Here is a 21942-nt window from a genome sequence, read left to right as displayed (position 1 = left end):
CGTCATCCCTCCGCCAGCGCCCGGTCCAGCTCCGCCGCCGTCTGCCGGATCTGCTCCTGGTAGCCCAGCAGTCGGGCCTTGACCGCGCCAAAGTCCATGCTGCGCAGTTGGCGGCGGTGCATGACCAGCTCGCCGTCGGCGATGGTGCTCTCCACGTTGCCCGGGTTGGCGCTGTAGACAATGACCGAGTAGGGGTCGTAGAGCGGGCTCATGTTGACGCTGTCGGTCTCGAAGATGGCGATGTCCGCCTTCTTCCCCACCTCGAGGGAGCCAATCTCCCCCTCCATCCCCAGGGCGCGGGCCCCGCCGATGGTGGCCAGCTGCAAGATTTCCCGCGCGGGAAAGAGGGTGCGGTCGCCGTTAAAGAGCTTTTGGATCTTCCCCACCAGGGAGAGCTGGGTCACAATGTCGATGGTGTTGCCGCTCATGGCCCCGTCGGTCCCCAGGGAGACGGGGATGCCCCGGTCCAGCATCTGCCGGATCTTGGCCACCCCCTTGGCGGACTTGGCGTTGGAGCCGGCGTTGTAGGAGACCTTGACCCCCCGGCGCTGGTAGATGTCCAGGTCGGCCTCGTCCATGAGGATGGAGTGGGCGGCCAGGAAGTGCTCGTCCAGGATGCCGATGGAATCCAGGTAGGCCACCGGGCTCAGGCCGTAGCGCTCGAGACAGCCGGTGTGCTCGTAGGCCATCTCCGCCACGTGCATACTCATCAGCAGCCCCTCCCGCCGGGCCAGGTCGTGAGCGGCCACCAGGTGCTCGGTGTCGTTGGAATAGGGGGCGTGGCAGTTGACCGAAGGGGTGATGCGGGGGTGGCCCTTCCACTTCTCCACAAACCACTTGGTGTACGCCCACTCGCCATAGGGCTCCTTGGCGCTGGGGCTGGGCCCCTCTAAAATGGTCTCGGCCAGCACCGCGCGGATGCCGCAGGCCTCGGCCGCCTGGGCCACCTCGTCCTCAAAGTAGTAGGCGTCGTAACAGGTGGTCACCCCGCCGAAGAGCAGTTCGGCAAAGGCGTAGTCGGCCCCGGCGCGGACCATGGGGGCGTCCAGCGACTCGTTTTCCAGCGGGAAGAGGTAGCGCTTGAGCCGGTCGGCCACGTCGTCGCCCAGGCTGCGAAAGAGGATCATGGGCAGGTGGTTGTGGGTGTTGATCATCCCCGGGATGACGATCTTTCCGCTGCAGTCCAGCACCTGGTACCCCTCTTCGGAAAAGGGCGGTTCCCCCTCGCCCAGGGCGGCGATGCAGTCGCCGCGGATCTGCAGGTATCCCCTCTGCACCGTCGTCAGCGCCTGGTCCATGGTGAGGATCAGGGCGTTTTTCAGCAGTAGATTGGCCACGACAAATTCCCCCGTTTTTTGCAGACTCGCCCGGCAAAAGCACCTGCTGCCGGGCTGTTTTTTCCAGTATAGCACGGCCGGGCCCCGTTGCCTACCGCCCCCGGCGGAAAAGCTTCCCCTTTCCGCCCCATAAAAAAGGCGGGGACCCCGTCCCCGCCAAAAGCGCCCTCTATTTTTTCAACAGGTCCTTCAGGTTGCCCACCTCTTTTTGCGCGACCTCACCGCCGTCCGTCAGGTTTTGATAGCGAAAGAGGATGAACCCCCGATAGGCCGATTTTTTGCGGGCGTCGGCCACCATCCGCACCATGTCGTCGCCGTTTTGGGAGAAGCCGGTGGCCTCGTCGCCCATCCGGTAGGCCGCCAGCCCGATGTAGAGTTTGACCGACGGCTCTTTGCAGTAGCTGTTCCACTCGCTGATTTTCACATCGTAGCGGGCCGATGCCTGGGGGTGGCTGTACCCCCAGTAGATCTGGGGGGCTATGTAGTCCACATACCCCGGCTGCGAGGCCCACTTCTTCACGTCGGCATACATGGAGCGGTAGCAGTTGTCCACGTTCCCCTGGGGGCTGATGCCGAAGACCAGGGCGGGGTTTTTGGCCTTCACCGCCCGGTAGACCCGCTGCACCAGCGCATCCACATTGGCGCGGCGAAAATCGCCCAGGGAGAGCTGGCCACCCCCGTCCTGGTAGCGCCGGTAGGCCGCCGCGTCAAAGCTGTCGTCGGTGCCGGAGGGGTAGAAGTAGTCGTCAAAGTGGATGCCGTCAACGGCGTAGTTCTGCAAGATCTCCTCCACGCCGGAGACGATCAGGTCCTGCACCTGGGGGATGGCCGGATTGTAGTAGAGCCCCTCGCCCACCTGCACCACCCAGTCGCCCTTGGTGGCGCTGTCGGCAAACCACTTGGCGCCGGGATTCTCGGCACAGGGGGCCGAATCGGCCGCCGAACTGATGCGGTAGGGGTTGATCCAGGCCTCGATCTTCAGCCCCTTCTGGTGGGCCGCCCCCACCATGATCTTGAGCGGGTCAAACCCCGGATCCTGCCCCTGCTTCCCCGCCACGTACTTGGAGTAGGGGAACAGCTTGGAGGGGTAGAGGGCGTCGCTGTAAGGCCGCACCTGGACGATGACGGTGTTGAGTCCCATCTCCGTACAGTTTTGAAATTCATTGTTTATACTTTTAGTAAATTCCGTTTCGCCCTTTCCGGTGAGGATGTCTGCCAGGTCCAGGTAGGAAAACCAGACGGCCCGGTACTCGCCGTCCGGAGCCTCGCTGCTCTCCAGGGCGCTCAAGCCGCCGCTGCCGCCGGAGGCAGAGGGGGCGGCAGAGGACGGTCCCCCCTCCCCCCTGCCCGAGAGGCGAGGCAGCAGCCAAAAGGCGCCCGCCATCAGGGCAGCGGCCAGCAACACCGCCAAAAAGCGGGTGCCGCCACCGCCCGCCTTTCTGCTCCGGCTGTCCCGGTACGGCCGGCGGTAAGGAGGTCTCGCCACCGCTTGCCACCCCTTTCTCTCTGCGGAATAAAAAGGAGCCGCCCAGTCCCCAGGGGACCGGGCGGCCCGCTTGTCCCAGTATTGATTCTATGAGCTAGAGGGAGAAGATATAACTGCCGGCCATGACAGCCGCCACCGCGCCGTCGGCCGCCGCCGTCACCAACTGCCGCACCAGCTTCTGGCGGGTGTCCCCCGCGGCAAAGACGCCGGGGATGTTGGTCTTGGTGTCCTCGCCGGCGGCGACAAAGCCGCTCTCGTCCATCTCGACCGCCCCGCGAAAGAGCTCGTTTTGCGGGATCTGGCCCACCGCCACAAAGACCCCGTCCACCGCCAGTTCGCTCTCTTCGCCCGTCTTTTTGTTCTGCACCTTGAGGCCGGTGACCTGCTGGTCGCCGAGCACCTCCAGGGGGACGGTGTCGTAGAGGATGCGGATGTTCTCCCGCGCCAGCACCGCCTTGACGTTGTGGGCGTCGCCCCGGAACTCGTCCCGCCGGTGGATGAGGGTCACCTCCTCGCAGAGGTTGGCCAGGAAGAGGGCGTCTTCCAGCGCGGTGTTCCCCCCGCCGACCACCGCCGTCTTTTTGCCGCGGAAGAAGCCGCCGTCACAGGTGGCGCAGTAGGAGACGCCCCGGCCCTGGAACTTCTCCTCCCCGGGCACCCCGAGCTTGCGCTTGACCACCCCGTTGGCCAGGATGACCGCCTTGCACTCGTAGCGGCCCTCATCGGTCTCCACCACCTTCACCGGGCCGGAAAAATCAAAGCCGGTGACCTTTTCGTAGCGGATGTCCGCCCCGTGGGAGGTGGCCTGCTCGTAGAGGTTGCCGGCAAACTCCACCCCGGAGATACTGAGGATGGCGGGGTAGTTCTCCACCTCGCCGGTGTTGACGATCTGCCCGCCGTGGACATTTTGTTCCAGCACAATGGCGCTGTTGCCTCCCCGCGCGGCGTAGACGGCGGCGGTCATCCCCGCAGCGCCGGCGCCAATGATGACAATATCGGTCTTGGTGGTCTCACTCATGTCCTCGCCCTCCTATAACAATTCGTATATTATATAACCAGAAATACTATATGTCTTTTCTCGACGGCGCCCGCAGCGCATACCTGCTGGCACTCTATTTCAGTGTATCCAAATTTCTGGAAGAATGCAAGGGAAAAGGGCGTTCCATCAGGTAAGCCGCCAGCATCCCCCCAAAACAGCCATACTCTCCCTGCCGCTATACTACAACAATCTAGACGCCGCCTCCTCCAGCCGCCTGCTCTCCCGCTCCCCAATCCATATCTTTCCCCCCACCCGCTGGATGAGTCCCTCCCCCTCTATCGCGTCGAGCTGCCGGTAGAGGGTGCGCAGGTTCATCGCCAGCTCCTCCGCCAGGGCCCGCTTGCTCTTTTTGAACACAAAGGGGAGGGGTTGTCCCCGGCTGTACCGGTAGAGGCAGAGCAGTACATTCTCCCGGTTGGTGTACTGGGCCAGTTCGTTGACCCGATCGATGCTGCCCCCGGCGAAGGAGGCCAAAAACCGGAGGATCTTCAGCGTCAGTTCCCGGTCAGACAGCACCACCTCCAAAAACAGTTCCCCCGGAAAGGTCAGGTACCAGCATTCGTCCAGCGCCGACACGGTGGCCAGCACCGCCGACTGTCCCCCCAGGTACTCCAGCAACCCCAGCAGGATGGCCTCCTCGTGGACCGCGTAGGAGAGGTTGTCCCCCTCCGCGCTGTACCGGCTGACCGCACACCGCCCGCAGAGAAAGAGCACCACCCGGTCCGCCGGGTCGCCGTTCAGCAGCAGCACCTCCCCCCTCTTGGCCCGCCTCAAAAAGGCAGTCTGCCCGCAGAGCGGCGCCAGCTCCCGCCGGACCGACCCGTCTGTGTGCTGGCGCCCCATCCCCCCTGCCACAATGGCGGCGACCTTCCTCTTCTCCCCTTCGCTGTACCCCACGGCCATCTCTGCAAAACCTCCCCCAAACAGTGACAACTGTCATTGTTTTTAGTATACACCCGGCGCTACAATAAGGCCATAGACAAACTGCGAAGGGGCGCCTTTCCCGCCGGACCGGACCGCCCCCGCCATAAGGAGGATATCGCCGTGGAAGAAAATTCCAAATACAGACAGTTTCAAGAGGCCGTTCTGCGGGTGGTCAGCGACACCCACCTGACCCATGAACAGGCCATGATGCAGCTCTCCCGCCTGGCCGAGAGCTACACCGAGGGCTTCCCCATGCCGGAGGGCTTTTTAGAGCTGCAGGATGAACTGGACGAGATGAGCGCCATGGGGGAGGGCTTTGTCCCCTATGTCCCCCGCTACATCCTCCCCGACTACGACAAGCTGATGAGAGAGGGCTGCCAGTTCCTCCGCCTCGATCCCCCCACCAACCTGCGGGAGGCCATCAACACCCTGGAGATCTTCTATCACCACGTCCCCTCCACCACCCACTTCCCCGTCTTCATCGGCAAGCTGGACCGCCTGCTGGAGCCCTTTATCGAGGATGAGGCGGAGGCCAAGGTCCTGATCAAGGACTTCATGCGCTTTATCGACCGCACCATCTCCGACTCCTTCTGCCACGGCGACCTGGGCCCCGAGGCCACCACCGCCGGCCGGCTCATTCTGGAGGCGGAGCGGGAGCTGCAGGACTCCACCCCCAACATCACCCTCCTCTACGACCCAGACAAGACGCCGGACGACTTTGCCTGTCTCTGTGTACAGGCGGCGCTGGACTGCGCCAAGCCCTCCTTTGCCAACCACAAGATGTTCTCCGCCGACCTGGGCGAAAACGAGTACGGCATCGCCAGCTGCTACAACGGGCTGCTGCTGGGCGGCGGCTCCTACACCCTGGCCCGGCTGCTGCTCAACAACATCGCCTTCCACTCCGAGGGCAAGGAGGACTTCTTCCAGAACCGCCTGCCCCGGGCCATCGATGTGCAGTGCGCCATCATGGACGCCAAAATCGACTTTTTGGTCAACAAATCCGCCTTCTTCCGCTCCAACTTCCTGGTCACCGAGGGGTTTGTCCACCCCGACCGCTTTACCGGGATGTTCGGGATGGTGGGGATGTGCGAGTGCGTCAACGACCTGCTGAAAAAAGAGGGCGTGGACGGGCGCTACGGCCACGACGAGGTGGCCAACGCCCTGGGCGATGAGATCATGGCCTTCATCGACCAGCGGGTCAAGGCCCACCACAACCCCTACTGCCCCCAGACCGGCGGCCGTTTCCTCCTGCACGCCCAGGTGGGGGTGGACAGCGACAGCCAGTGCTCCCCCGGTGTGCGCATCGCCATCGGCGACGAGCCCGAACTCTACGACCACCTGCGCCACTGCGGCCGCTACGAGAAGTACTTCGTCTCCGGCGCCGGCGACATCTTCCCCTTCGAGTCCACCGCCGCCCGCAACCCCGAGAGCGTGCTGGACGTCATCAAGGGCGGCTTTGCCGCGGGGATGCGCTACTTCTCCACCTACTCTAGCGACAGCGACGTCATCCGCATCACCGGCTATCTGGTCAAGCGGAGCGACATGGAAAAATACGACAGCGGCAAGGCCGTCCAGCACGACACAGTGGCCCTGGGCGCCAACTCCATGCGGCTGCGCCACTTTGACGACCGAAAGCTGAGGAGCTTATGCTGAGAGCGCCCGTCAACAAAATCATCCCCCAGAGCAGTGTGGACGGCCCCGGCAACCGGACGGCCATCTTCTTTCAGGGGTGCAATTTCAGCTGTCACTACTGCCACAACCCGGAGACCATCCACCTCTGCCAAAACTGCGGGACCTGCGTGGCGGACTGCCCGGTGGGCGCCCTGCAGAGGGATGCAGCGGGAGCCGTCTGCTGGGACCCCGCCCTGTGCGTCGGCTGCGACACCTGCATCAAGGTCTGCCCCCACCTCTCCTCCCCCAAGGTGCGGCTGCTCACGGTGGAGGAGGTGCTGGCCGAAATCGAGAAGGGGGTGCCCTTTATTCGGGGGATCACCGTCTCCGGCGGGGAGTGCACCCTCTACCGCGATTTCGTCGTCTCCCTCTTCGAGCGGGTCCACGCCCTGGGGCTGACCGCCCTTCTGGACTCCAACGGGAGCCGGGACTTCTCCGCCGATGCCGAACTGCTGGACGCCAGTGACGGGGTGATGCTGGACATCAAGTGCTTTGACAGCGCCATCCACCAAAAACTCACCGGCCAGCCCAGTGAACAGGTGCGGGAAAACGCCGTTTTTCTGGCAAAAAGGGGGAAACTCACCGAGATCCGCACGGTGGTCATCCCCGACTATCTGCCCAATGAGGAGACGGTGCGGGGCTACTGTGAATTGCTGGCCCCCTACCTCTCCGCAGGGCCCATCCGCTACAAGTTGATCCGCTTTCGCCCCTTTGGGGTGCGGGAGCCATACAACCAGCTGGAAACCCCGTCAGAGGAGTATATGGGGCAGCTGGCGGAGATCGCAAAGGGATATGGGTTTGCGGATGTCATCAGCGTTTAGCGATAGAAAAAGAGGGCCGCAAAGGGCCCTCTTTTCTTGTGCCATTCTCCCCCGCTGTGTTACAATTGCCTTACACCCGCACCATTTGAAAGGAAGTGCTCACCGTGTTTCAAACTGCCGTTATCCCGTCTTTTGGCCCCTTCAGCCCCGCTCAAAAGGAGCGGCTGAAGACGGCCCATCCCCGCCAGGAAGTCCACTTCTTTGATCACCTGCCCACCCCAGCCGAACTCGCCGGGTTTGACTGCATCATCGGCAATCCCCCGGTTTCGCTCATAAAAGAGCTCCCCGACCTCAAGCTGCTGCAGCTCTGTTCGGCCGGCGTGGACGTCTACGTCAACGACCCCGACTATCCCCGCCAGGTCATTTTGGCCAATGCCAGCGGCGCCTACGGAGAGATCATTGCCGAGTTCACCATTGGCATGCACCTCTACCTGCTCAAGCAGCTCGGCCAGTACCGAGACGCCATGGCAGAGGGCAGATGGGAGATGCTCGGCCAGGTGAGCCAGCTGGCCGGAAGCACGGTGGTCTGCCTGGGAACCGGCGATTTGGGGGCCAGCTACGCCAAAAAAGCCCAGCTGCTGGGCGCCCATACCATTGGCGTCAAGCGCACCCCCGCCGCAAATCTGCCCGGTTTTGACCAGGTGGCGACGATGGACCAGCTAGAAGAGGTCCTGCCCCAGGCCGACGCCCTGGTCCTCTCCCTCCCCGACACCCCCGAAACGCGCCAAATCCTCAATGCCCGCACCCTCTCCTGCTGCAAGGACGGCGTCTTGGTCATCAATATCGGGCGGGGGACCGCCATCGACACCGAGGCCCTCTGCCAGGCGCTGGACGCCGGCAAAGTCGGCGCCGCCGGGCTGGATGTCACCGACCCGGAGCCCCTCCCCCAAGAGCACCGCCTCTGGAAATACCCCAACGTGCTGATCACCCCCCACGTCACCGGCGGCTCCTGCAACGCTGTCAGCAGGGAGCGGATCGTCGAAATCGCCAACCGCAACATCTCCGCTTTTATTGAGACTGGGGCTGTTCCTCACGCAATCGATATCGAGCGAAAATACTAGTGCCGTTCCTCCCTGCATGAAGGGGTGAAAAAGGGCAGGCCATGAAAGCAATTTTTTGCAGGCTATTGCCTTTTGTAGAGCGATTTGTTATAATAATTGGGCTGTGACAGGTAGTCACAGCCCAATTGAATAGGGAGCGGTATCGAAGTGGTCATAACGGGACTGACTCGAAATCAGTTGAGCCGCAAGGCTCCGTGGGTTCGAATCCCACCCGCTCCGCCAAATTTCCCCGAAAGATGTGCTTATATTTTTCGGGGAAATTTTTTTGCCTAAAAATCACTTTTTCAACATATCCATTTGCAAAATAGTATCATTAGCTATTGCTGTTGCAGTAACAGCACCCACGATACTCTCTATTTCTGCTGGTGAAATGCCACTTCCCGGTCGTTTAAAGGTGAGCATTTCTCGAGTCAAAATCGTTCCTTGAGGTATGTCACATGCTGCTACAATTGATCTTCTTGCATTGTGCCGTGCCTTTCGTTCGCTATCAAGACACTTTATCTCATAACTCCCTCTAATTTGGTTGATAAACTCGATACTATCTAAGATTTTATGAGCATCATCCGGATCCATAGCGTGGTAATGATCGTTCCCCTTTAGCTTCTTATTAAGAGTGAAATGTTTTTCTATTATTTGTGCCCCCAGGCAATACGCAGTTTTAATTACATCATAACAGGCATCGGGCTTTGTATGATCCGAGTAACCTATGAACACATTTGGATAACGCTCTTTTAGCGAAATAATTTTATTTAAATTTGCGTGTTCATAGGGAGTCGGATACTCAAGGACACAGTGAAGCAAAACAAGGGGGCATTTATTATACTGTCGAATAGTCTCAACTGCATGGTCAATTTCATCCAAATTGGAAGCCCCCACAGACAATAAAATAGGCTTATTTTTTTTGGCTTGATGAATGATAAACGGAAGATTGCTGAGATCAGACGATGAAATTTTGTAGATATTCATCATGGAGTCTAAATAATCTGCAGATTCGAAATCAAAAGCCGTAGAACAAAACTCAATACCCAGTTCATCACAGTATTTGGCCAATAGTTCATACTCTTCTCTGCCAAATGCATCAAATTTTTGAAACAGTTCAAACTGAGAGCGGGTTGGTTCCTCAGTTATGTCCCAATAGTAAGGGGATGCCTTGGCAGCTAATGTTTCAGCTTTGTAGGTTTGAAATTTAACAGCATGAATACCCGCCGCCTTTGCTTCTCGCACCATCAGCTTGGCAGCATCCATAGGGGAGATTCCTCGCTCCGTGGCTATATCATAATAATTTACACCAATTTCAGCAATAAGTACAAACTTACCTTCCTCAAGTCTGCGAACTACTGTACTCTCCATTGTAACACCAGCCTCTCTTTTCTACACACAAATAGCAAACAAAGCATTTTTCGAGAAATGCTGAACCAATAAATTGATTTTATCTTTCATCTAAAATAAGTCTAATTTCATTTTTTACTCCATTTTTTAGGCGCTGACGGTGGGATAGCATTAGTTGACGCATTTCATCGCGAAGTTGAGGTGTGTTGACTAAAAACTCAAATGTGCGTTCTAATGTTTCATCCTCTAAATGAGACCCCAATCCTAAATTAAAGAAGCCATTCTGCATTTGCGCAAAAATGTGAAGTTGCTCTCTCTCATTCTGTGCCATGACAACTGCAGGAATACCTAAAGCTGCTAGTTCATACACCGTACGCCCTTGTGACGTGAGAGCTAAATCGGCCCGCTTCATGTAAGCACTAACAAACTTTGCATTTTGTATAACTGTTATATTACATCCCTCGCAAGAAATCACCCCGTGGGCTTTACTGTCATAACCAATCCCTACAATAAAAGTAAAATGCATATGGGGATATTGTGGGTGAATTTTCTTTGCCAAACGATATGCCTTTTCCGTCAAATTTGATGGATCTGTCCCACCGAAGAGAACCACAACCTCCCGAACCTCTTGAGACAATGGCTTAGGCTCAGCCACTAAAAATTCATCTCGTAGGCAAATATAGTCTTCACCGCAGTATACATTTTTCCAAACCGCCACCTTCTCATCTGCATACAAAGCATTAATTACTACATCGGCATAGCGAGCTCCTTCCCCCATATCTTCAATGGTAACCACGCGCGGACAAATTTTTTTCAATTTTTTCATATACTCTTCAGAAGTGTCAAGACAATCATTAACCACCACATCCGGACAATATTTTTCTAAAAATCGAAAAAACTCCTCGTCATTTTCCACTATCATTATGGGCATAAAGGATTCTTGGAGTTTTTCTATCCCCTCTCGATATCTTGCTTTTGTTACAAACATTACTTCGTGGCCAATCAAATTATAAGCTAGAGTTAAACAATGATAAATGTGTCCCATGCCAAGTGTTTGATGACCATCAGCACGTAGAACAATCTTCTTGCGCCCTAAAATAGCTTCACAAACTATCCAATCGTTAGCTGTGTCAATATCTACTGCCTCTTGTTCAGGAATTTCATATACCGAAATTTGACTTCCCATACGGCTGTTCTCTGTAATAAACTCTCTACGAGTGATAAAAAAAGCTCCTGCCTCTAAATAATTGGGGGGAAGTTGTTGACGGTTTAGACGTTCCTTATATAGGGGGTAGTAGCCTTTGTCAGACTTAGACCAGGATAGATGAGGCTTATTAACAGCACTGATATATGTATCAGCAGCATCTTCTATAAATGCTTGTAATGCCTTTTCAAGTGTTTGCGCACGCAAAACGGGTGATGTAGGTTGTAGCGTAATAACTATATCATAATGCTGGTTTCGCATTTTCTCCATTTGTAACACCGCATCGCAAATCACTGGATCTAGTGTTACAGAATCTTCTGCTAAATAGGCAGGCCTTTGTAAGGCTTCGGCACCATAGGTTGCAGCAATACCTAAAATCTCTTCATCATCGCTGCTAACTGCTACGTCAGTAATTAAACTGCACAGCTGTGCATTATGAATGGCATAGTAAATTAAAGGCTTACCATTCATTAATCGCACATTTTTTCGTGGGATTCCCTTTGAGCCACCTCGAGCAGGGATAATAGCTAAAACCTTCATAAAAATCCTCTCTTCACCTTAAAAGCACTTAGAATACACTTTTTTGTTTAATGATCCGCCATAGCAAAAGGACTCCAGTCACCAATGCTAAAATCCACCGAATATACCAAAAATCAGAAGTAATATAATAAATAACAGCAGCAAGAGTTAAAACTGCCAATCCTGGCAAAAACATCATTGTTCTATAATGATAATCTCCTTGACCGATATAGTTTGCTAATATCTGATGAAAGCAGAAAAGAAGCACATAGGCAGCCATAGTAGCTAATGCAGCCCCCATTGTACCCCAAATAGGAATCAATAAGAAATTGAGCACAATGTTTAAAATTGCTGCGCCACAAGTGCCTACAGCAATAACCGATGTTTTTTTATGAAAGAATTCAAAATTCACTGGAAAGCTATACAAAAATACCATGTAAACAGAAATAACCATAATTGGGATTAAATCCATGCCAGACCAAAAATCCCTTGATGCAAATAACATAGTAAATTCAGGTGCTACCAATATAAAGCCAACACAAAGAGATGTAAAAAGAAAAATATAATTTCGGCTTCTGCGTATAATTACTTTTGTATCTTTTTGAGATAAATAATCATAGTAAAAAGGAACCCAGGTATTATTGAGAGCACTCCAGATAATCGACAAAATATGAGTTAAAGTAAAAACAAAACTATAGATGCCGACAGCACCTGTATCTTGAAGCTGTTGCTGCAACATAATACGATCCGATTGACTTAGTACAATATGGGATAAACCATGAAAAACTAGGGGAAGGCACAACGGCAAACAAAACTTCCAATATTGCTTATCAAAGAAAGTTTTCCCTCGCAATAAAAAGAAAGCAAGTATACTGATACCAACAACCCCTGCTGGTATCGCATAACCAATAATTCTTCCCCAATATCGATCTTCAAAAGAGCTAATACAAGAAACTAAAACTAAGGACAAGGCCACAGAGATGATAGCTACGCTTGTGGATATAATAAAATTGGAAAATGCCTCTTTATGGTATGTAAACTTAAGTGAAGCAAAATTAATTATATAGGTACCAAAAGACTGAAGTAGCATGACGAAAACCAGCGCTGGTGAAAACTTCATAAACTTAGATATTGGTCCTATAAATACGACAGTTAAAACAGCTATTGCTATTGAAGATAGACATGACAAAGATATAATACTAGAATAATATCTGTCCTGTTCTTTTTCTTTCAGATGAGCACGGGAGACGGCAATCGTTCCTCCTGTTTGGATACCCATAATAATAGAAAACACTTGAACCCATGTTGTATAAAGGGAGACAATTCCATAGTTATCTGTCCCCAACAATCGAGTAAAAATTGGGACCGTAAAAAAATTAATACCATTGAGCACAACTGGCCCCAAAATATTAAATATAGCCAAAACATTTTCGTTTTTTGAACTAATAATGCGACGGATTTTAGACATAAATACACTTCACCGTTCTTTAAACATCTAGTTACGCTACAAATGCAATTATACTCTATTGTACCTCTTTACTTATGGATTCCAACACATTATGAAGCTCGTCAAAAGTCTTTGGAATAAAAAAGCGTTCCGGGTTTCGATAAGAACACCGAATTTTTTCAAAAAACATTTTCATTGTTTTTCCTCCATCTGCGTGAAATGCCATACATTCAGGTACAAGCTCATATAGCAAAATGACAAACGGTTCTTGATCAAAAACCATTTTAGAAGTAATACACGCGGTCGAATTAATGGATATAAACACTTTATTTTGTAAATCCATATTCAACAGGAGGACTTCCCAAGGAATATCGACAGCAGGTGCAACCTCGACGCTATTACCTGAATATTCTTGATCATCAGGCATTCGTGTAGGATGTAATCGTAAAGTAATCTGACTTTTACAAACTACTCTGCAAATTTGTGTTAGTAACTTGCCATTATCAATATCGATATTTAGCTGCTTTTTATATGCTTGATCTAAATAGACAAAAGTTTTATCTTTATAAAACTCGGCTTCACCACTATAAGCAAAAATACAATTAAATAACTCCTGTCTCTCTAAAGATACTGCAGGAATGCAGTAGCCTGGGAATTGCCTGTTAGTGAGTATTGCCTCTGGCATATAAGCATACAACCCAGAAATTGACTCAAAATAATCTCTTCCTCCTATACTTCTTATAAAAAACTTAAGCTTAGTGCTAGCCTCAATAAGTGGAGTACAGTAAATACCTATTCCTTCATCATAATAAAAAAATCGCAAATCTGGATTATTTTTATAAAGTTTAGAGTAAAAGACGGAATTAATAACACCTATACATGTCCCCAGTAGTATCTTGTAGAACTTTTTATTTAGAACATTTGACAAGCTTTTGTCTAAAAACAGAAAGTCCTTCATCGTATTCCACATATTTGATGGATGGCGAAAAGCATTGATAACATATATATTTGAAAACATATGCGAAGCTTTTAATCTCGAAAAATACATTGAAATATCACTGGTATGCGTGAGAAGGTATAAGTCCGCCTTTTCATCAGAGTATAATGTTGTTTTCAAAGCCACGCAGTTAAATATTTGATAGGGGGTCGCACATAAAAAAGCGATCACGTTGCTCGTTCCTCTCCCTACAGAGTATTTCCAATCAGCCCTGCTTTTCTAATGCCAACAAAGTATCCTAGCACTAGCCAAAACATTACTGTAATCCCCGATTGGCACATATATACAGTAGCCTCAACCATATTATTGGCAAGCATAAGAGCAATCAATCCAAACAGAAGAATGTCAATAATAGAAATAGAATATTTTCCTTTTTTAATATCTCGGACAAAATCCACAAACCCATAAGCAAAGAAGGACAAAAATAGAATAGCCCCTATCAATCCATTGCTTACTGCTACCTGTAAATAAATATTATGCATTCCGGATGCTGTCCTAGCAACGATATTTTGATTCAGTCCGTAGCTGTTTTGCTGTGCATAATCTAAAATATTTGCTTGTCCAACACCCCAAACAGGCTTTTGCTTTAAAATGCGTAAACCAACCCGCCAAAGCGTGATACGTCCAGATCCACCCGGATCGTCCTCATACTGACGTTCTGTTTTTTCTGACCACAGGCGCAAAGGCTTAGACTCATTTGCAGGTTTTGAAGACTGAGAGATTGCCTGCTTTGATGATGAAGATTCTGGAAGGGGTTCTTTTTCCTGGTTACCATTCGATGTAATATCATATGGTATCACACTTTCAGACTTATTGGTTTCACTCTGATCTTGCACCACATATACTATTGAAGGTAAATAGCTTACAACTTTAGCAATACCCTTAAGCAAACTAAAACAAAGGAAAGGGAATATAAGCACATACAGAAAAACTAATAAATATTTTTTCCAGAAACAAAATGTATATTTCCTACATAAAATAAATTTTGCAACCATAAAGCCAACTATAGCAGAGCCTATAATACAGGAAACAAAGGTTCCATAAGAATCTGTCAGAGAAATATACACAAACTCGATAATAATATTAAACCAATAGAAAAATTGCCATGTCCTTTTTGCTTTTATGTTTTGATGAATTAGGGAAAAGATAGATACCAAAGATAAAATTATTGAAATAGTTGCAGTAATTCCTCCCGCATTAGGGCTAACATATACTCCCCATAGCCTGCCCAAATAAAATCCAATACGATATTGATTAAAAACTACAGTATATCGCAACGAAAACATCACTAAAGAAATAGCTGACGCAATACATGTGATCATGCAAAAGAACCTGTTGTAATGCTCAAAATCTAATTCACAGCGTTCCCTTGACTTCCCATAATAGTCTGTAAAAACAATTAGTAACAGCACCAATGAATACGCAAAGTTCTTTAAATTTTCAATCAAGTTAAGCCGATAATTTACAATAATTGTAATGACTGAACAGGCAATAAAAGCAAGTAGTATTTTTCCTCCAAACACTTTCGTGATATCTCTTCTTTGTACAATATCCACACAGCAGATTAGCGCTGCCCACACTAATAGTACTTTTGTTATCGAACCAGTATAGTAATGAAGAAAGGGGACTGTAACTGCTGTCATAGCAAAAATATAGCAGTAGATAAATAGAGTTCTGCTTTTTGCAACAATATGCAGTACTTTTTGCATATTAGTTCTCCTTATTTTAAATGCTCTTCAAAAAAATCTAAGGCTCTGCTAATTGTATCTTCCATATTGTAATATTTATAATCTGCCAAACGCCCTACTCCTAATACAGATGGAAACTGTTTTAGTTTGTCTTTATACCTATTGTATATGGCCAAGCATTCTTCATTGGCAATAGGGTAATATGGCTCCCCAAACTCTTTTGAATCTAACTCATATGCCCCTGGAAATTCTGTAATTGTAGTCGTTTTACCAGGGAGCACCTGTTGTGTAAGCCGCTTCATCTCTGTCCGTCGGGTAGCGCTACGTGAATCAGGCCAGTTTAAGACAGATGTACTCTGTATATAATCTACATCAAATGTATTGAACTCGAACTTTAAAGAGCGATACGGCAACATGCCAAACTCATAAGCAAACAGGGCGTCTAAAGCACCTGTATAAACAACTTTCCCTTCAAACCGTTCATTATTGTACCAAACTACATGATTTGCCTCATCCAGCCGCAACACATTCAGTGCATCTGTATTTAATTTTACACAAATTGAAGGATGATTAAGCATCCTTTCAAAAAGCACCGTAAAGCCATCTTTGGGCATAACTTGGTATTTATGAAGAAAATGCTGGTCATCATAAGAAAGGCGTATTGGAACTCTCCCGGTCACAGCCGGATCAATTTTATCAGGGGAGAGACCCCACATTTTAATAGTATAGTGTAAAAAAACTTTTTCAAAAACAAATTGTGCCAGTTCCTGTATCAACGGATTTTCACATTGTAAAAGGGTCAAAATTGGCACACTTTTCCCTATCCCATATTCATCACAAAGAGCTTTTTTATATGCTGATGCTTTTTCTGATGAGAAGAGTCGATCTATCCCATTAAGATTAAAAGGCAATGGAACTTCGATTCCATCAATTTCTGCATTTACATGATGAATATATGGCACCCACTCTGTAAATCGAGAAAGAAAATTAAAGACTTCTTCTTTATTCATCACTGAAATATGTGGACCAAATTTGTGAACTAAAATTCCATCTTTATTATAAAAGTCAAACATATTACCTGCTATTTGCCCACGTTTTTCCAAAACAGTGACAGAATATCCATTCTCTGCAGCTAATCTTGCAACGACAGCCCCTGCATATCCACATCCGACAACTATTATATTTTCCATAAATAGCGCACCCCATTTTTTATTGTTTTATTTTTTTCGCCTGTTTTATTTTTAGATACAAGGATTTTCGATTTTTAAAGTGATTTAATAACCAAAACAAAACAAATTTTTTTCTAACCGCTACAGCTAATCGTATATTTATTTCTTTCATCTCTTTATAAAACTGCACTGCATTTTTACGGCCGTGAAGTGAGTCTTCATCATAAATAAAAGAAACTAGGAAAACTGATTCAATAGCTCCTTTTACCTTATAAAAGCAATATTGATAATTGCTACTTACAGTCTGATTTTCTACTAAATATTTTGCTAATCGCCGAGTTACTTTTTTCTTGTCTTCCAACCGGCGTATTTGATTCTGCATAAAAACACTTTGATTGCTATTCCCTATCAAATAATTATATATTAAAAGACTGGACACAAAAATCTTTTGTATGTACACAAAAGGAAGTACATCAAACTCTTCATCTACATAAAAAGTTTTTTCTTGAAGCCGAATATTATTTTTCTGTAATATATCAGTCCGATAACATAATGTTGCCATTGGAAAGAGAACACCTGACTGTAAAATCGCTTCAACTGTATATTCCTGGTTTCTTTCCAAACCATTAAATAAATATTTTTGCACTTCACCTGTTTCCATGTGAACAGTTTGATAATCCGTAAGAACCAGCTCTGCATTGGTCATCATTAGTTGAGACAAAAAGCTTTCCAGATTTTCTGTCTCAATCCAGTCATCGCCGTCAACAATTTTAAAATATTTTCCGGTAGCATGTTTAATACCAGCATTGACAGCAGAGCCATGTCCCCCGTTTTCTTTACTAATTAGAAAAAAAGTTTGAGGGTACTCATTTACAAACATTTCGGCAATCTTTGCTGTCTGGTCCGATGAACCATCGTCTACAATTATGACTTCTAGATACTCCATTGCTTTTGCGCTTATAAAGGATTCTAGACCTTTTTTTATGTAGTTTTCAACATTATAAGAAGGCACAACAACCGATAATATTTTATTCATTTTTATCCTTTCATCGTCCTAACAAATGATTTTTAAACAATTTCCTTAAGTCGGAAACTTTTCTAACTACCCAAACCAATCTACTTTTTAGCGCCAACCTGTACAACAAAAACGCCCCATTCGCTGAGGCACTATTTTGAATCGCTATAGAAGTATAAGGATGGTCAATTATCTGTTTTATAGTCTCTTTGTCCTGATAATATCTATCTATACTTTGAAAACAATCTCTTAAAAAGACACTGTAAATAGAACAATATGAATGTGAATCCGAGAAATGGGTTTGACAAAATTTAGAGACGGCTTCAAAAAGATAAATTTTATTTTTGAAAAAGCTCGGATCACATCGGTGAGTTAAAGAATCCCCTCGCCTTTCTACATAGTGGTATAATGCTTGATCCAATACTACAACTTTTTGTATATGGGCAAAGTAAGAAAGGTTAAAAATCAAATCTTCCCCATTGTATATGTCCGTTTGAAATAAAATATTATAATTCTCGATTACTTCCTTTTTATATATTTTGTTCCAAAGGACGTTGAAATAATTTTTATAGTACCATTCATCGAAATATTGCCGCCAAGCTTTTTTAGAAACCTCTGCACTTTCAGTTGTTACCTTCTTACATGCCGAAAGGTGTTCGCCTTTATAATATTCTCGTATATATCCACAGATAGCAACATCTGCATCTGTAGAACACAGTTTTTCAAGGAGTATATCATACATTTCATTTTCTATATAGTCGTCGGCATCTACAAATGCAATATAGTCTCCTTTCGCATTTTGCAAGCCAGTATTTCTTGCTGCCCCAGGCCCACCATTTTCCTGATGAATTACTTTAATCCGTGTGTCTTTCTTTTCATACTCTTTGCATATTGTTAACGATCCATCTGAAGAGCCATCATCTACTACAATTATTTCTATATCATCCCATTTCTGTGCCAAAACACTCTCAATGGAATATCCTACAGTTTTTTCTGCATTATAAACGGGTATAATAATACTTAGGAAAGCCAACGATATCCCCACCTTTAATTTGCATCTACATTTTTGTTAGATTTGCGCAAAAAATGCATATAAATCCAGCGGCGCAAGCTGCTAGGAACCAAACATACTATCCCTTGCCCACATATTCCAATTATATATTGCAAAAAAGTGCAAAAATGCATTTTCCTTATTCTAGTGCGAAAGGCTGCCACCTTTTTTAGATAGCTCCAGCCGCCTCGGCGATTATACAACCCACTATCTGCCCGCATTAGACAAAGAGTTTCAGGAAAATTATAGGCTTTTGCTCCCCTTATAAGCATGCGTACCCATAAATCATAATCCTCATATAAAGGGACCTCTTGGTACCCACCTGCACACAACACTGCAGATTTGCGATACATAACTGCCGGATGATTAAATGGGCAACGCATTTTCGCGTATTCATAAATATCTTCATGTTGTTCTGGTAAAATCTTAACTGCTGTGATATGTTCAGCACTGCCCATAAATTCTTTAACGGTACCACTGACCACTGTTAACTCAGGATTTTCTGCAAATTTACGCATCTGCATAGAACAGCGTTCTCTCACGCTAATATCATCAGAATCCATTCTTGCCACAAGCTCATTTTTACAATGCCTCAAACCGACATTTAGCGCATGCCCCAAACCCTGATTAACTTTCAAACGAATTACATTAAAAATCGTTGGATACTTTTCGGAAAAGCAGGCAATAACTTCATCTAACTCCTCCGTAAGTGGTCCATCACAAACAAGTATAAAGTTATCTGTTTGTACTGTTTGATCTATCATGCTGTATATACTTTGACGAAGAAACTCTGGGTTTTCCTTATAATAAACTGACATCAACACACTATAACTCTTCATAACACCATCACACAACTTTTTAGTCTCATCGGCTAATATTACAAACATTATACTGTACTAGGACACTTTTTTCAATTAGAGCTTCTAGGCTACTCATGCCAAATAGCCATTATTCCTTTCTATTCTAGCTTTAAAGCTTCACGTTGTAAGCGTTTAACCCTAATAATTTTACATCTTCTTGAAATTTTCCTCACACTGCAAACCCGCCATATGTTTTTCAATTTCTTTTTTAGCCTTGTCGTATAAATTATCTAATAGTATATCAGCCTTCTCCTTTTAATCAGTTACTTGTTTTACGATTGCCTCTAGTTTATACGGAATACCGACCTTTTTACCAACTCTTACAAGTTCTCAGGTATTCTCCTTTTTACCAGTTTGGTAATTTGTTGCAGAAATATTTTCAATAATGCTCTTTTTCTAAAGCTTTACTCATATGGTCACAACAATCTCTCTTCTTTTTATTGACAGCCCACCAAAAATTACTGCCGAGCATTCTGTACTTGTATATAGCCCCTCCTCCCCCCCAAACACCCGCCTCTCCCCCCGCTCATAAACTGGTGGTGTGCGCCGAGCGCGCACCTCAAATCTACACCCAACGGGAGGGATCAACCGTGTTTGACCGCCCTTTACGCAAATGGGCCGTCGCCCTGCTCGCTGCGCTGCTCTGTCTGGGCTGCGCGCTGCCCGCCTTTGCCCTGGACCCGGCCCCCGGCCGGGAATACCGCGGCATCGACGTGAGCGAGTGGCAGGGAGACATCGACTTTTCCGCCGTCCGCGCCTCCGGCGTTGAGATGGTCTATATCCGCGCCGGGGTAGGGGGCGACTACCAAGACCCCCTCTACCGGCAAAACTACCGCCGGGCCAAGGATGCCGGGCTGCTGGTGGGCCTCTACCACTACGTGACCGCCCGCACCCCCGACCAGGCCCGGCAGGAGGCCCGCTACTTCGCCTCGCTGGCCGGGGGCACCCAGCCGGACTGCCTGCTGGCCATGGACTTTGAGGCCTTTGGCTCCCTGAGCCGTGAGGAGATCGGCGCCGTCGGTCTGGCCTTCCTGGAAGAGCTGGAGGAAGTCACCGGCAAACCCTGCGCCATCTATGCCGACGCCTCCAACGCCCGGGACGTCTTCGACAGCCGCTTTGCCTCCTACCCCCTGTGGGTCGCCGAGTACGGGGTCGACCGGCCCAATGCCGGCAACGTCTGGGCCTACTGGGCCGGCTGGCAGTACGCCGACGACGGCCAGGTGCCCGGCATCTCCGGCCGGGTGGACCTAGACCGCTTCACCCAGGCCCTGCTGCGCGGCGACAGCGATCCCCTGCCCACCGTCACCGCCCCCGCGCCGGTGCCCGCCGGTGGCAGCTATACCGTGCGGCGGGGAGACACCCTCTGGGCCATCGCCCGCCGCTTCGGCACCACTGTGGGGAGGCTGGCCTCCCTCAACGACATCTCAAACCCTAACCTCATCTATCCCGGGCAGGTGCTGCGCCTGCCCGGCCACGCCGGCAGCGGCACCGTCGGCGCCAGCGGTGGGCCCATCACCTACACCGTGCGCCGGGGGGACACCCTCTGGGCCATCGCCCGTCGCTTCGGCACCACCGTCTCGGCCATTGCCAGCGAAAATGGCATCCAAAACCCCAGCCGCATCTACCCCGGGCAGGTGCTGCGGGTCGGGGCCGCCTCTTCCGGCGCGGCGGTCGACCGCTCTTCTGTGTCCGCCGCCACCTACACCGTGCGCCGGGGCGATACCCTCTGGGCTATCGCCCGCCGCTTCGGCACCACCGTCTCGGCCATCGCCAGCGAAAACGGCATCCAAAACCCCAGCCGCATCTACCCCGGGCAGGTGCTGCGGATCTCCGCGGGTCAGGCGAGCGCCGCCAGCGGCGGGGCCATCACCTATACCGTACAGCGGGGGGACACTCTCTGGTCCATTGCCACCCGCTTTGGCACCACCGTCAACCGCCTCGCGGGGATCAACGAACTGAAAAATCCCCGCCTCATCTATCCCGGGCAGGTGCTCAAGCTCAACTGAACCGGCGGCAGAGACGAGCTGACAGGGGGCGGACCTCCGCCCCCCTACATACCCATCTCCCCTTTCAAAAGACACAAAAATAGCCAGAGCCCTGAGCCGCCCTATAAAAAGCGGTTCAAGGCTCCGGCCTTCAAAACATCAGATCACTAGTCGTTGTTGTTCTGACGCTGGTTCTGCTGGTTCTGCTGATTCTGCTGCTGCTTTTTCTGCTGCTGGTTCTGCTGGTTCTGGCGCTGCTGTCTCTGCTGCTGGTTCTGCTGATTCTGCTGGTTCTGCTGGTTCTGCTGCTGATTCTGCTCGTACATGGATCGACCCCCC

The 21942-nt window shown here is 49.2% G+C and carries 18 protein-coding genes and 1 tRNA gene; 5 read left to right on the top strand and 14 right to left on the bottom strand.

Features of this window, described 5'->3' with window-relative positions:
- Window positions 1-2: 2 nt before the first annotated feature.
- The 4 genes from KQI11_RS01400 to KQI11_RS01385 form a co-directional block, all read right to left on the bottom strand.
- A complete protein-coding gene (locus KQI11_RS01400; protein ID WP_216400813.1) occupies window positions 3-1337 on the bottom strand; it encodes an amidohydrolase in 1335 nt (444 codons plus the stop codon).
- Between the two features lie 169 nt (window positions 1338-1506).
- Window positions 1507-2823 carry a glycoside hydrolase family 10-like protein gene (locus tag KQI11_RS01395; protein WP_216400812.1) on the bottom strand — a complete coding sequence of 439 codons (1317 nt, stop codon included), beginning with the start codon at window positions 2821-2823 and terminating at the stop codon, window positions 1507-1509.
- A 94-nt stretch (window positions 2824-2917) separates the two neighbouring features.
- Window positions 2918-3841 (bottom strand): thioredoxin-disulfide reductase, encoded by a 924-nt coding sequence (trxB, locus tag KQI11_RS01390; RefSeq protein ID WP_021657924.1) that lies wholly within the window; start codon window positions 3839-3841, stop codon window positions 2918-2920.
- A gap of 201 nt (window positions 3842-4042) precedes the next feature.
- Window positions 4043-4765, bottom strand: a complete 723-nt coding sequence (locus KQI11_RS01385) for a Crp/Fnr family transcriptional regulator (RefSeq protein WP_216400811.1) — start codon at window positions 4763-4765, stop codon at window positions 4043-4045.
- 141 nt (window positions 4766-4906) lie between these two features.
- On the opposite strand from KQI11_RS01385, the gene KQI11_RS01380 reads away from it, so the two are divergent.
- The 4 genes from KQI11_RS01380 (at window position 4907) to KQI11_RS01365 (ending at window position 8561) form a co-directional block, all read left to right on the top strand.
- On the top strand, window positions 4907-6439 hold the full coding sequence (locus tag KQI11_RS01380; RefSeq protein ID WP_185915569.1) for a YjjI family glycine radical enzyme: 1533 nt from the start codon (window positions 4907-4909) through the stop codon (window positions 6437-6439).
- Complete coding sequence (locus KQI11_RS01375) at window positions 6433-7278, top strand: YjjW family glycine radical enzyme activase (protein ID WP_185915568.1); 846 nt, start codon at window positions 6433-6435, stop codon at window positions 7276-7278. Before KQI11_RS01380 ends, KQI11_RS01375 begins: the two co-directional genes overlap by 7 nt.
- Window positions 7279-7382: 104 nt before the next feature.
- Window positions 7383-8339 carry a D-2-hydroxyacid dehydrogenase gene (locus KQI11_RS01370; protein ID WP_216400810.1) on the top strand — a complete coding sequence of 319 codons (957 nt, stop codon included), beginning with the start codon at window positions 7383-7385 and terminating at the stop codon, window positions 8337-8339.
- 133 nt (window positions 8340-8472) lie between these two features.
- Window positions 8473-8561 (top strand) — tRNA-Ser (locus KQI11_RS01365).
- Between the two features lie 54 nt (window positions 8562-8615).
- On the opposite strand, the gene KQI11_RS01360 is transcribed toward KQI11_RS01365, so the two are convergent.
- The 9 genes from KQI11_RS01360 to KQI11_RS01320 all read right to left on the bottom strand — a co-directional run bounded on the left by KQI11_RS01360 (window position 8616) and on the right by KQI11_RS01320 (window position 19576).
- On the bottom strand, window positions 8616-9689 hold the full coding sequence (locus KQI11_RS01360) for an N-acetylneuraminate synthase family protein (protein WP_185915566.1): 1074 nt from the start codon (window positions 9687-9689) through the stop codon (window positions 8616-8618).
- 79 nt (window positions 9690-9768) lie between these two features.
- A complete protein-coding gene (locus KQI11_RS01355) occupies window positions 9769-11412 on the bottom strand; it encodes a cytidylyltransferase domain-containing protein (RefSeq protein WP_216400809.1) in 1644 nt (547 codons plus the stop codon).
- Between the two features lie 28 nt (window positions 11413-11440).
- Window positions 11441-12859: a lipopolysaccharide biosynthesis protein gene (locus KQI11_RS01350; protein WP_185915564.1), complete on the bottom strand. Its 1419-nt coding sequence runs from the start codon at window positions 12857-12859 to the stop codon at window positions 11441-11443.
- Window positions 12860-12914: 55 nt separating this feature from the next.
- Window positions 12915-14006, bottom strand: coding sequence for a polysialyltransferase family glycosyltransferase (locus KQI11_RS01345; RefSeq protein WP_216400808.1), 1092 nt, complete (start codon window positions 14004-14006; stop codon window positions 12915-12917).
- 17 nt (window positions 14007-14023) lie between these two features.
- A complete protein-coding gene (locus tag KQI11_RS01340) occupies window positions 14024-15544 on the bottom strand; it encodes an O-antigen ligase family protein (RefSeq protein ID WP_216400807.1) in 1521 nt (506 codons plus the stop codon).
- 11 nt (window positions 15545-15555) lie between these two features.
- Window positions 15556-16713, bottom strand: coding sequence for a UDP-galactopyranose mutase (gene glf, locus KQI11_RS01335; protein WP_185915561.1), 1158 nt, complete (start codon window positions 16711-16713; stop codon window positions 15556-15558).
- Window positions 16714-16732: 19 nt separating this feature from the next.
- Window positions 16733-17728: a glycosyltransferase family 2 protein gene (locus tag KQI11_RS01330; protein ID WP_185915560.1), complete on the bottom strand. Its 996-nt coding sequence runs from the start codon at window positions 17726-17728 to the stop codon at window positions 16733-16735.
- A 10-nt stretch (window positions 17729-17738) separates the two neighbouring features.
- Window positions 17739-18740 carry a glycosyltransferase gene (locus tag KQI11_RS01325; protein WP_185915559.1) on the bottom strand — a complete coding sequence of 334 codons (1002 nt, stop codon included), beginning with the start codon at window positions 18738-18740 and terminating at the stop codon, window positions 17739-17741.
- Between the two features lie 14 nt (window positions 18741-18754).
- Complete coding sequence (locus tag KQI11_RS01320; protein ID WP_243164361.1) at window positions 18755-19576, bottom strand: glycosyltransferase; 822 nt, start codon at window positions 19574-19576, stop codon at window positions 18755-18757.
- Window positions 19577-20208: 632 nt separating this feature from the next.
- Here KQI11_RS01320 and KQI11_RS01315 point away from each other — a divergent pair.
- Window positions 20209-21624: a LysM peptidoglycan-binding domain-containing protein gene (locus tag KQI11_RS01315; protein ID WP_216400806.1), complete on the top strand. Its 1416-nt coding sequence runs from the start codon at window positions 20209-20211 to the stop codon at window positions 21622-21624.
- A 146-nt stretch (window positions 21625-21770) separates the two neighbouring features.
- Here the strand turns inward: KQI11_RS01315 and KQI11_RS01310 are convergent, their stop codons facing one another.
- Window positions 21771-21929, bottom strand: coding sequence for a hypothetical protein (locus tag KQI11_RS01310; protein WP_216400805.1), 159 nt, complete (start codon window positions 21927-21929; stop codon window positions 21771-21773).
- Between the last annotated feature and the right edge of the window lie 13 nt (window positions 21930-21942).

Origin of the sequence: Acetanaerobacterium sp. MSJ-12 (genome assembly GCF_018917875.1) — a bacterium.
Taxonomy (GTDB): domain Bacteria; phylum Bacillota; class Clostridia; order Oscillospirales; family Ruminococcaceae; genus Bittarella; species Bittarella massiliensis.
This window is presented reverse-complemented; position numbering and strand designations above follow the sequence as displayed.

What these genes read in the sequence shown, in the direction of transcription:
- trxB (WP_021657924.1), bottom strand. Translation starts at nt 3,841, where the DNA reads ATGAGTGAGACCACCAAGACCGATATTGTCATCATTGGCGCCGGCGCT.
- KQI11_RS01385 (WP_216400811.1), bottom strand. Translation starts at nt 4,765, where the DNA reads ATGGCCGTGGGGTACAGCGAAGGGGAGAAGAGGAAGGTCGCCGCCATT.
- KQI11_RS01375 (WP_185915568.1), top strand. Translation starts at nt 6,433, where the DNA reads ATGCTGAGAGCGCCCGTCAACAAAATCATCCCCCAGAGCAGTGTGGAC.
- KQI11_RS01360 (WP_185915566.1), bottom strand. Translation starts at nt 9,689, where the DNA reads ATGGAGAGTACAGTAGTTCGCAGACTTGAGGAAGGTAAGTTTGTACTT.
- KQI11_RS01355 (WP_216400809.1), bottom strand. Translation starts at nt 11,412, where the DNA reads ATGAAGGTTTTAGCTATTATCCCTGCTCGAGGTGGCTCAAAGGGAATC.
- KQI11_RS01350 (WP_185915564.1), bottom strand. Translation starts at nt 12,859, where the DNA reads ATGTCTAAAATCCGTCGCATTATTAGTTCAAAAAACGAAAATGTTTTG.
- KQI11_RS01340 (WP_216400807.1), bottom strand. Translation starts at nt 15,544, where the DNA reads ATGCAAAAAGTACTGCATATTGTTGCAAAAAGCAGAACTCTATTTATC.
- glf (WP_185915561.1), bottom strand. Translation starts at nt 16,713, where the DNA reads ATGGAAAATATAATAGTTGTCGGATGTGGATATGCAGGGGCTGTCGTT.
- KQI11_RS01330 (WP_185915560.1), bottom strand. Translation starts at nt 17,728, where the DNA reads ATGAATAAAATATTATCGGTTGTTGTGCCTTCTTATAATGTTGAAAAC.
- KQI11_RS01320 (WP_243164361.1), bottom strand. Translation starts at nt 19,576, where the DNA reads ATGTCAGTTTATTATAAGGAAAACCCAGAGTTTCTTCGTCAAAGTATA.
- KQI11_RS01310 (WP_216400805.1), bottom strand. Translation starts at nt 21,929, where the DNA reads ATGTACGAGCAGAATCAGCAGCAGAACCAGCAGAACCAGCAGAATCAG.